This is a genomic window from Bacteroidia bacterium, from assembly GCA_025056095.1.
Lineage (GTDB): Bacteria > Bacteroidota > Bacteroidia > JANWVE01 > JANWVE01 > JANWVE01.
Genome location: JANWVW010000075.1, coordinates 1 through 11,841 on the forward strand (window position 1 = coordinate 1; position 11,841 = coordinate 11,841).

Below are 11,841 nucleotides of genomic sequence, written 5' to 3' on the forward strand. Positions count from 1 at the left end.
AGAATCAAGGTTAAAGGGTTGCAAAAAGTCTATGCGTTCAAGGTTTAACCTTGTATGTTCTTGAAAATCAATACAAAACAAGATAAAATGAATGCAGTTAAAGCAAGCTAAAAGAATTTAACTTTGTAAGTACTTGATAATAACCATTAAACAAGGTAAAGCAAGAATATATGTAAAAACAAGGTAAAACGTCCAAAGGCAGCTTGCGTGAGGGATACGGAGCATGCCGTTAGGCAGTGCGAAGCGCAGCGTAGCACCGAAGCGAACGCGCAGTGCGCAGTAGCCCGACCCGAGCGCAGCGAAGGGACACGCCCAAAAGTAAAATTATTTTTTAGACTTGATGCATCGTTTCATAAATCTGCCATCCATAATCTGCATCCATAAGTCTAATTACTCTATCATTACAAATGCACCCCAGTAGTACGGTTCTTTATACTGTTTGCGAAGCGATTTCTGTGCAGTTTCAAAAGCTCTGCGTTTAGACATACCTTTTTTCTGCCAATTTTCATAAAATTTGGTCATGAGTAACTGCGTTGCTTCATCATTGACCTTCCACAAACTCATAATAATTTTCTGCGCTCCTGCCACCTTAAATGCCCTTTGTAAGCCATAAACTCCCTCTTTTCCCGTCTGACCCAGCCCCGTTTCGCATGCACTTAATACAACCAACTCCGTGCTGTCTAATTCCATACTCATGATTTCAAAAGCTGTAAGTTTGCCATCCTCTTTGTCAAAAGGGCGGATTTCCATTCTATCATACGATACTACACCCGCAAATAAAAGACCTGCATTTAACATGGCTTGCGTAGAACTTTGATACTGACCTTTGTTGAAATAACCATGCGTAGCAATATGCAATATACGTGGATTTTTAATGGACTTAATGTATTCCTCTGTGGCATCTGCCCCTATGACACAAGTAGCATTAGGTAAAAAAGCTGAAATTTGTTTGACCTCTCTCTCAGCACCCTCTAACTGACTCAATTCTTCTAAAAAACCCTCAAAAGTACGTTCTTGTTTTGTTTTTTCATTTTCTTTTATGTTCAGTTGCAGGTCAAATTTAGGATTACCTATTAAATAGTTATTTTTAGTTGTATAAGTATGTTGGTTCAAAATATCTTTGGTATTAGTTACATGAATAACTTGAACTTCATCCAATACATATTTTTTTGTTTCAGGATTGTACAAAGTAGATACATTGATTTGATGATATATTCCATCAGGAGAGAAATAAACTGTTTTTATGTCTTTAAGTTTATCATAGAGAGGTTTCCAAAAAACTGTATAGCTTAATGTGTCAGTATATTTATTTTTTATACTTCTGCGGTAGTTAGTAAAAAACTGTTTTTCTAAATTGGCGCTATTAGGGAAAATCAAAATATCTGGCGCGGGTGAGTCTTTCTTAATAATTAAAGCACCATATACGACTGTGCTATCTTTTGATGTGTTTTCTAATGATTCTATTCTAAATATTTCAATGCATGCCTGTTTATTTTTTAAGGCATTTTTGATGTCTTGCCAGTCGTATTTTCTGGGCGTGAATACGTGTTGAAAATCTTGACTTTGAACCGAAAGTTTTTTCTCCATCTCTGTGATTAAGTTTTTTAGACTGTCTAAGTTGATTTTTTTTCTCATCTGCTCATCTTTGGGTAAACTGGCTAATTTGCCGTAGTTTGCTTTCTGAGCTTTCCATTCAAAATACATTTCTTTAATTTTTTGGTCGTTACTATTCAAAATCCGTTTTTTCACTTTTTCAAAATCAGACAAAGACAAACCTTTACTTTTTATTACCATGTTATACGCAATTTGATTCAATGCGGGATGATTGTAATGTACAGCAGCCGAAAGAATAATAAAATATGCCGAATACATGAACTCCTCAAAAAACTTTTGTTTTTCGCTCTCAGAAAATGTGTAAAGATTGTTATCAATATGATATTGTACATTATTCAAGATTCTTTCGGCTTTTTTGATGACGGTATCATTACAAACCCGGGTAGTTTTTAATTTGCATTGTAGTGAATGAATAGTATTAGTTACCTTGTAAGGTTCATTTTTTGTTTCATAGTCTGATAATACATCACACAAGCTATCTGCTTTTAGATATTCTTTTATTCTGTATAGGTATTTTACCATTAGTTCCGATGCATGATTTTGATACTTACGGTTATTTTTTATGTTATTACTTTGCAAAATAATATTGATGTAAAAAAAGCTGCTGTCTACGTGGTGGGTATAGAAATAAGTCTTGGCTATATTATACAAGGTAAAAAAATACTCATCGTGTTCTTTGCTATAAATTTTTTCAATAGTAGCCAGGTTTTTCTTGTACAAGTTGAGAGCTGAATCATGTTTTTCTAATCTGTTATACAAGGTAGCTAGGTTGTTAACGACCTGTGTATAACGGGGGTGCTTGAAGGCTTTATGAAAATTATAGATATCCATGGACTGCTTAAAGTAGTACATAGATTTTTCATAGTTCCCAACATATAAATACAGCAAACCAAGATTGTTACAGGTAAGTCCATAATCTAAATGATTTTTACCTATCAGTTTAGCGTCTATTTCAAGGCATTTCTTCAAAAATAGTTCAGCTTTGGATAGATTTTGTGTATTAAAATACAATAACCCAATATCATTACATGCGTTAGAATATGCTAAATGCAACTCTCCTAAATTGTTTTTTACATACTCTAAAACATACAAGTAACAATGCTCAGCTAATTTATACTCATACAGGTTTTTATAAGCTATACCTAAGTTATTGATAGCTCTGGCTTTAAGCACAAAATAGATACTGTCTTTTAGATTATTGAAAGCATATTGCAGGATACTGTCTTCTTTAGCACAAATCAATGCCTTTTTATGATCTCTTAAAAACAAGTAATTTCTAAATTGAAGGTTAAGGATATTGCTATAAGCAGTATCTTTTTTATCTTTTTCGGATAGTGTGGCAATGAGCCTATTGCCTAAGTTAATAGATTTCTTGTATTCATAGTTTTGGTGGGTCAGATAAAAACTATCTTTTATAGAGTATTGTGCTGTACAGAAATGAGAAGTGAGGGCAAGTACTGCTAAAATATAAAACTTCTTCATATTCATCTAGCAAAATTAAGATATTTCAGTTAGCACAATAATAAGTACTAATACTGAATTTATTAACTGCATATTTCTTTAACTCTTTTTATTTGTGTTTTATGAGTTCTTTTTTGGGCGTGCCCTTGTGGGCGTTTGCCCACAAGGTCGGCGTGCTACGGGCTACGCTGACGCTTCGGTGCTACGCTTCGCTCCGCACCGTGCTAACGCACGCCCTTCGCATGCCTCACGCAAAGGATCTCTGAAAAATTCATTTCTCTGTAAGTTATGCAAGGTTTTAGCTTGTAAGTACTTGTACTTCAATCTTAAACAAGGTAAAGAGATAATTGCTTATGTTATCTGCGTGAGGGGCATGGAGCATGCCGTTAGGCAGTGCGTAGCGTTAGCGAAGCACCGAAGCGAAGCGCAGTGCGAAATGCCCCGACCCTTGCGTCAGCAAGGGGCACGCCCAAAAAATAAAAAATCAAATTATATTTTCAGATGAATGAACACTCTATTCAAGCACTCTCAAAATATCTGATCGCATTTTTATGGCTGCTTCTCTTGCTTTTTCTGCAAAATATTCGGACTTTTGAGAGTCAAAAGTATACAATATACTACGAGAAGCATTGACAATAGCACCTTTACCTTGAACAAAACAAAATTTAATTTCTTGGGCGGTTGCTCCTTGCGCTCCGTAACCAGGGACTAAAAAGAAAGTATTAGGCATGATTTGTCGCAACTTTTTAGCTTGTTCAGGATAGGTAGCCCCTACTACCGCACCAACACTACTAAATCCACAATTACCCATAATCTCTTTACCCCAATGAACTACCTCTTCGGCTACTGCTTCAAATAAAGTAGCACCATGAATTAAAGCTTTGTCTTGAAAATCCTTTGCAGAAGGATTAGAAGTCCGTACTAGTACAAAAACTCCTTTATTGTACTTTTTGCAGGCATCTATAAACGGCTCTATTCCATCTTTACCCAAATAAGCATTGATGGTAACAGCATCGGAAGGAAACATTTCTATTTCTTGTCCAAAAATGTTTGTCTTACCTAAGTAAGCTTGGGCATACGCTTGGGCTGTGCTTGCAATATCATTTCTTTTAATATCTGCAATAACAATTAAACCTCTACTGCGGGCATATAGGCAAGTTTGTCTATATACTTCTAAACCTGCTACTCCATATTGTTCATAAAATGCAATTTGAGGTTTGACCGCAGGAACAATATCTTGTACCGCATCAATTATAGCTTGATTGAACATTAAAATAGACTGTGTAATGGCTTGTACTGTATCTCCAAGTACTTTACGATTGTGTTCAATTATATGTGCGGGCAAACGATCTACAAAAGGATCTAAGCCTACACAAATAGGGGCACTTTTTTGTGTAATGGCTTCGTACAAACGGTCTGCAAACAACTTATCCATTGAGCAAAAGTATTCACTTTTTGCTAACTTAGTATACTTTTTTCGTATCTTTGTGTTTTGTGGTTAGATATGCTATCTTATAGGTATTTAATCCTTCTTGCTCTGCTGATTTTTTTAATCAAGTACGGAATAGGACAATATACTTTTACTATTTTACCTCGTTGGTCAGGGTATACATATTTAAATGGGCAAGAAAACAAAAAAATACCTTATTTAGAGTATGCTTCAAATGCTCATGAACTTCCCGACGCAATGGAGCAATGGGCACCTTACTTGACATATCAAATTAAATTGCCTAATCATCAAGAAATTGCACAAATACAAGTAATAGAAAAAGAATATCAACCTCTTTCCAATAGTAGTGAATACACCGCGCTTAAACCTAACGATGTTTTTTTTCATCAATCTGAAATAGTACAAGTGCATCAGTATGGTTTTATTCGTAAAGAGAAAGTAGTTACTTTGCGCATATATCCACTCAAATATGAAAATGGACAATACTATAAACTTACTCGTTTAGTAGCACAATACAGTTTGAGGAACACTACTCATCCGAATTTACGTACCACAGGGGCACGTACGTACGCAAATAATAGTGTGTTAGCTTCAGGTTATTGGGCAAAAATAGGCGTAACTAAAAGCGGCATCTATAAGCTTACTTACAACGATTTACAAAGTTTGGGCTTTCCTGTAAATAGTATCAATCCCAAGCAGATACGAATATTTGGCAACGGCGGTACTATGTTGCCGACTTTGGCTAACACTACTCCCCCCGATGACCTTAAAGAAAATCCCATTATAGTAGTAGGCGAAAATGATAATGTCTTCAATCCTGACGACTATATCTTGTTCTATGGACAATCTCCTCATGAGCTTTTACATGGTACCTCACAAATTACTCACAGGTTTAACATTTATTCTGATACTACTTTTTATTTCATCACGGTAGACATTCCAGGTAATGGGCTACGAATTCCTACTTCTGCACCTATCTCTGCACCTGCAACTCACAACTACAATACCTACAATGCTTATGCATTTTTTGAAAAAGATCTGTACAGTTTATTAAAGTCAGGTAAAATCATGTTTGGAGAAAGCTTTACAGGACAAAATACAAGCTACAATTATACTATAAACATTGCCAATATTGCGCCCAGCACGAATATAGTAGCTTACGCAGAAATGGCTTATCGGGGCGGAGGGGGAACTTTTTCACTCTCAGCAGGTAGTAACGTTAGTAGTATCAATTTAAGCCCCTACAATCCAAGCTATGTAGCCGATTATGCTATAGTTACCAGTAGAACCCTTACCATCAATAGCAATACTATCTCTTCTCCCACACTGACTTTCACGGTTAGTTATGCTAAAAATGGTGCAGGCGAAGCATGGTTAAATTTTGTTCGCATCAACTATGTCAAAAAGGCAAATCTTAATGAGAATTATATTCTAATGACACAATTGACAAACATTGGTTCAGGAAATATTCATGAATATACGGTTGAAAATGCTACTGGCGCTTCTTTTTGGGATGTTACGGATATTTTTGATATACAAGCTATTCCTTATACGCTTTCAGGTACAACTGCTCAATTCAAGGTAGATGCTTCTAAACATCGCTGGATAGTAGGTTTTAATGAAAATGCACTGGAGAAACCAATACTCTTAGGTAAAGTAGCTAACCAAAATTTACATGGTATGAACCCAGCAGAGTTTTATATTATTGCTCACGAAAGTTTATTGCCTGCGGCAGAACGATTAGCTCAATTTCATAGAGAACATGATAATATGACTGTTGCTGTTGTGCCTGTAAGGCAAATATATAACGAATTTGCATCAGGTAAAGCAGATGTAGTAGCTATTCGAGATTTCTTAAAAATGCATTATGATAGAGGTATTCTTTTGCCTAAAAATGCTCTTTTAATGGGCTTTGCAGGCTATAGCCCAAAAATAAATGGCTGTTTGATACCTACTTACCAAAGTTCAAATTCGCTTAGTCCTGTCAATTCTATTGGCTTTGACCAGTTTATTGCAGGTTTGGACGATGTAGATGGTAAATTAGAAAGCAGTATAGTAGATGAATTAGACATAGGTGTGGGTAGATTTCCTGCTCGGAACTTAGCTGAAGCTAATGCGATGGTAGACAAAGTCATTCGCTACAAGACTAGTAAAGAAGGTTTAGGAAGGTGGCGTAATACTGTTACTTTATTAGCGGATGACATGTTTTATGAAGGTTTAGTCAGCCCGCCAGAGATTGTCCATTTCAACCAAATGGAAGCTGTGGCAGAGATTATTGAACAAAATTACCCACAATACAACATCAACAAGTTATACTGCGATGCTTACCCTGTGGTATCTACGGCTGTTGGCAAACGTAGACCTGATGTAAAACAAAAAGTTATTGAGTCTTTTGTACAAGGTACACTCATCTTGAACTTTGCAGGACATGGTAATGAAGAAGGTATAGGTCATGAACGCTTGTTCAACATGCCTGATTTAAATACATTCAGCAATCCTGTCAAAATGCCCCTTATGGTAACAGCTACTTGTCAGTTCGGTAGATATGATGACCCTGAAAAGAGTTCTATCGGTATAGAAGTTTTCAAAAAGGCGGATGGTGGCGCTGTAGCTCTGTTGACTACTACTCGGTTAGTATATGCCAGTGCTAACGAGATTCTCAATAAAAATTTTACCAAATCAGTATTTGATACCATGGCTAATGGCAGCCACTTTACACTTGGCGAAATTTACATGAAAAGCATGAACTTGTCAGGATTGAACTCTACAGCTTTTGCTCTACTTGGCGACCCTGCTATGAAACTGAACTATCCTGAAAAAAAAGCAGTCATTACTAGAGTTGTAGGTCTGCATTCTACTGCTACTTTGGACACTTTAAAAGCTCTTACTAAAATGCGCGTAGAAGGTGAAATTCGCAATCCTGATGGCAGCTTAAACACGTCTTACAATGGAATTTTGTACTCCACAGTTTTTGATAAACCTGCAATACAAAATACTATTGTAGAACCTAAAACTTTTAAGTCTCTTAAAAATATCATTTTTCAAGGTAAGGCTTCTATCAGTGCAGGGAAGTTTGCTTTTGAGTTTGTAGTGCCCAAAGATATTGACTATTTGCTAGGTAAAGGTAAAATTTCCCTTTATTTTGAAAACGGTCAGGCAGGTCAAGATGGAGGAGGATATAATGTAGATATTTTAGTAGGTGGTACTAATCCTAATCCTCCAGCAGACAACCAGGGCCCTACAATTGATTTGTTTATGAATGATGAAAACTTCGTACGCGGTGGAATAGTAGATGACACACCTATTCTATTAGCTAAAATTTACGACGAAAACGGTATAAATACAGTAGGTACAAGTATAGGACATGATATCACTGCACGCTTAAATGAAGATCCAAAAGATAACCGAATACTCAATCAGTACTTCACTTATGACCTTAATAGTTACCAAAGTGGTAAAGTAAATTATCAGTTAGAAAAACTTAAAGAAGGCCGATATACTTTGCGCGTAAAAGCTTGGGATGTGTTTAACAATTCTAATGAAAGTGTAACTGAGTTTGTAGTAGCTAATAGTGCAGAGCTTGCATTGGCTAATGTACTCAATTATCCTAATCCATTCTCCACGTATACAGAATTTTGGTTTGAGCATAATCGCCCAAACGAACTTTTGGAGGTAACTATTCAAATCTATACTCTTTCGGGGCGCTTAATTAAGACTATTCACCAGGATATCATTTCTGAAGGCACGCAAGTGCGTAACATTCATTGGGACGGACTAGATGACTTTGGTGATAGAATTGGGCGAGGTACTTATATTTACAAAATACAACTCAAAAGTCCAAAAGACAAAAAAACTGTTTCCCAATATCAAAAGCTAGTCATTATTCGCTGATTGGCATTATTTTTTATTGAAACCTCCCTTAGGCTTTATATGTCCTTAAAAGCAAGAGAAATATTACTTACTCTACCATTACAAAAGCACCCCAATAGTACGGTTGTTTATAGTGCTTGCGAATTTGTTTCTGCGCTACTTCAAACGCTTTGCGCTTAGGCATGCCCTTTTTTTGCCAATTTTCATAAAATTTGGTCATGAGCAACTGCGTAGCTTCATCATTGACCTTCCACAAACTCATGATAATACTCCGCGCCCCTGCTACCTTAAAGGCACGCTGCAAACCATATACCCCTTCTTTACTCGCTTGACCTAAGCCCGTTTCACACGCACTTAATACCACTAGCTCCGTACTGTCTAACTCCATATTCATAACCTCAAACGCCGTTAATTTTCCATCTTCCTTGTCTAATGGACGCATCTCCATCCTATCATAATCTACTACGCCTGCAAACAAAAGCCCTGCATTGAGCATTGCCTGTGTAGAGCTCTGATACTGCCCCTTCTTGAAATATCCATGCGTAGCAATATGTAAGATACGCGGATTTTTCAAAGACTTGACAAACTCCTCTGTAGCAGCTACGCCTGTTACTACCGTAGAGTTCGGTAAAAGACCAGCAATACGCTTGACTTCCCGCTCCGCTCCCTCTAATTGACTTAAACCCTCTAAAAAGCCTTCAAATACACGTTCCTGCTTCGGCTTTTGATTATTCGGTTCGCTTTCTATTTGTAGGTCAAATTTAGGATTGCCAATTAAATAGTTGTTCTTGCTTGTGTAACTCTGCTTGCTCAAAATATCTTTGGTATTCGTTACGTTTATGACCTGTATTTCATCAAAAACATATTTTTTGCTTTGAGGATTGTACAACGTAGAAACATTGATTTGATGATACACGCCATCAGGAGAAAAATATACTGTCCTTATTCCTTTGAGTCTTTCAGCAATTGGTTTCCAAAAAACGGTATAACTTTCAGTATCTTGGGTTTTTGCAGTTATAGAACGGCGATAATTGGTAATATATTGGTTTTCTAACTCATTCCCATTATTTAGTATAACCACTTCGGGGTTAGAACTATTTTTTTTAACAATCAAAGCCATATAGACAATACTATCTTTTGCGTTAGGTCTATCTTTTGTATTGATTTTAACCATTTCAATAGCCGCTTGGTCTTTTTTGAGAACATTTTGAATGTCTTTCCAAGTTATAGTTTTGGGGGTAAAAGTATGCGCAAAATCCTCACTTTTTAAGGCTAACCGCTTTTCTAATTCATTTGCTTGCTGTGCCAAACTGTCTAAGTTAATTTTCTTTTGCTCTCTTTCATTGATAGTCAAATTTTGAGCTTTGGCATATTGGTCTTTGGTTAGTTTCCATTCTACATATAGTTTTTTTAGTTCCTCATCTTTGCTATTCAAAATACGATTTTTGATTTTTTCTGTGCTTTGTAAAATAAGCCCTTTGGTTTGTAGCACTAAATTGTAACTTTCTTGAGTAATGGCAGGATTCTGCAAATGTCTTTTTAAGACAAAAAGTTGAAAGTTATTAAAATATTTGTTGATATTTGCTTGGACATACTTTTCTTTTTCATTTTCCGAGAGGTTTTTGAAATTAGATTGGATTTCTTTAAGTTTGATGAATAAGACTTGTTTGTATAATGATTCAGCTTTACTATGCTTATCTTGGTCAGCATACAGCCTTGCTAAATTATTACAGGATAGTGCATAATTAGGATGTTCTCTTCCTAGTGTCTTGGCAAATATTTCTTTGGCTTCCTTGAATAATAGTTCAGCTTCGGTGTATTTACCTTGCTCTTGGTATAAGCCAGCCAAACCATTACAAGATTGTGCATAATCTGGATGTTCTTTACCAAATATTCTATTGTGTATATCGGCAGATTCTTTGTATAGATGTTCAGCTTCATCATATCTTCCTTGTAAAAGATATAATCTTGCTAAGTTGTTACAAACAAGTGCGTAGTGTGGATGTTCCTTACCTAGTAATTCCTGTATTATTTTTTGTGCTTCAACATAAAGAGACTCTGCGGATAAGTATTTTTTGTAGGTTTGGTATAAAAAACCAAGACTATTACAGATATTGGCATAGGTAGGATGTTTTTCCGTTAGTATTTTTGTAACTATTTTTTTAGATTCCTTATATAACTCTTCTGCTTCAAAAAATCGCCCTTGTAAAATATACAGAGCAGATAAGTTGTTACAACAAAGTACATATTCATAGCTTTCTTTTGTTAAAGTTTTAGCAATTTTTTCTTTTGCTTCTTTGTAGTATAGTTCTGCTTCGGGATATTTACCTTGTGTCTGACACAAAAAAGCAAGATTATTACAAAACTTTGGGTATTCAGGATGACTATCTCCAACTACCTCCAAAACCACTTTCATTCCTTCTTTGAATAAAGTTTCTGCTTCTATGTATCTACCTAAGCTCATGTGCAATAGTCCCAAATTATTACAACTATTCGCATAAATAAGATTTTTTTTACCTATTGTTTTTAATGCTATTTTGATAGTTTCATTTGAAACATGGGTGGCTATTGAGTATTTACCTTGGCGTTGATATATCAAACTTAAAGCGTTACAGCAAGATATATACCTTTCTGTGTTATTTTTTGAATACGCGCTATCTTTTTTAGCCAGTATCTCAGCCTGCTGGTACATTCCAAGGTTATACAAGTTATTTACTTGACTCTCTAATATAGAACTGTAGTTTGTATCTTTTGTTACAGCCTGTTTTTCATACAGGCTTAAAGCTATGTCTCCCCACTCTGCTGCTTTTTTGTAATGCTGCTGTTTTTGATATTTCACACAACTATCATACGCACTTTGCCAAGATTGGGCAAAATTAAATAAAACAAAAAAAGTAAGAACACAATAAAAAACTGATTTCATATCTCAAATGTATAAAAAATTGGCTTAAAAAAAATAGGTATTCTCTGTTTTTGGGGTGTGCCCCTTGCTGCGCAAGGGTCGGGGCATTCCGCACGTAGCCCGAAGCATGCTGGTTTTGCCCACGCAAGCGCAGCGAAGTGTGAGCAAGGCACGTCCAAAATAGAAACCTAAACTTTAATCAAAGGATTGACCGTATTCGGAAGCCTCGTCTTTTAACTTCTTAAACTCCTCCGGCGTAATATCAGAGAAAAAGTAATGCACGGGATCAACCTTTACTCCGTCTTTCTTGACCTCATAGTGCAAATGCGGCGAAGTAGAAATGCCTGTAGAACCTACATAACCAATAATATCTCCTCGTTTTACTCGCTGCCCTACTTTAACCGCTACTTTGGACATGTGCGCATACGTAGTAACATATCCATATTGATGGTCAATTTCTACATAAATTCCAAAGCCGTTTCCTTTGTCCGAGTTGTTGGTTACAACCCCATCAGCGGTTGCGTAAATAGGTGTACCTGTAGGA

7 protein-coding genes are annotated in these 11,841 nt (G+C 36.2%); 3 read left to right on the plus strand and 4 right to left on the minus strand.

The genetic code is table 11. The features are described 5' to 3' along the window. The first annotated feature begins 207 nt into the window (after positions 1-207). The gene (locus tag NZ519_07170; GenBank protein ID MCS7028534.1) at positions 208-384 is read left to right on the plus strand and encodes a hypothetical protein; all 177 of its coding nucleotides are present in this window, start codon (positions 208-210) and stop codon (positions 382-384) included. 6 nt (positions 385-390) lie between these two features. Here the strand turns inward: NZ519_07170 and NZ519_07175 are convergent, their stop codons facing one another. After that, positions 391-3,102, minus strand: a complete 2,712-nt coding sequence (locus tag NZ519_07175; protein MCS7028535.1) for a CHAT domain-containing protein — start codon at positions 3,100-3,102, stop codon at positions 391-393. A 121-nt stretch (positions 3,103-3,223) separates the two neighbouring features. On the opposite strand from NZ519_07175, the gene NZ519_07180 reads away from it, so the two are divergent. Continuing rightward, a complete protein-coding gene (locus NZ519_07180) occupies positions 3,224-3,580 on the plus strand; it encodes a hypothetical protein (GenBank protein MCS7028536.1) in 357 nt (118 codons plus the stop codon). A gap of 9 nt (positions 3,581-3,589) precedes the next feature. On the opposite strand, the gene pyrF is transcribed toward NZ519_07180, so the two are convergent. Next, entirely contained in the window at positions 3,590-4,510 is a 921-nt protein-coding gene (gene pyrF, locus NZ519_07185; protein MCS7028537.1) for an orotidine-5'-phosphate decarboxylase, read from the minus strand. A 69-nt stretch (positions 4,511-4,579) separates the two neighbouring features. Here pyrF and porU point away from each other — a divergent pair, with 69 nt between their 5' ends. Then, positions 4,580-8,416, plus strand: coding sequence for a type IX secretion system sortase PorU (gene porU / locus NZ519_07190; GenBank protein MCS7028538.1), 3,837 nt, complete (start codon positions 4,580-4,582; stop codon positions 8,414-8,416). Positions 8,417-8,483: 67 nt separating this feature from the next. Here the strand turns inward: porU and NZ519_07195 are convergent, their stop codons facing one another. Both NZ519_07195 and NZ519_07200 read right to left on the minus strand, forming a co-directional pair. Then, the gene (locus NZ519_07195) at positions 8,484-11,318 is read right to left on the minus strand and encodes a CHAT domain-containing protein (protein ID MCS7028539.1); all 2,835 of its coding nucleotides are present in this window, start codon (positions 11,316-11,318) and stop codon (positions 8,484-8,486) included. Between the two features lie 174 nt (positions 11,319-11,492). Further along, on the minus strand, positions 11,493-11,825 hold the full coding sequence (locus tag NZ519_07200) for a M23 family metallopeptidase (protein MCS7028540.1): 333 nt from the start codon (positions 11,823-11,825) through the stop codon (positions 11,493-11,495). Positions 11,826-11,841: the final 16 nt, after the last annotated feature.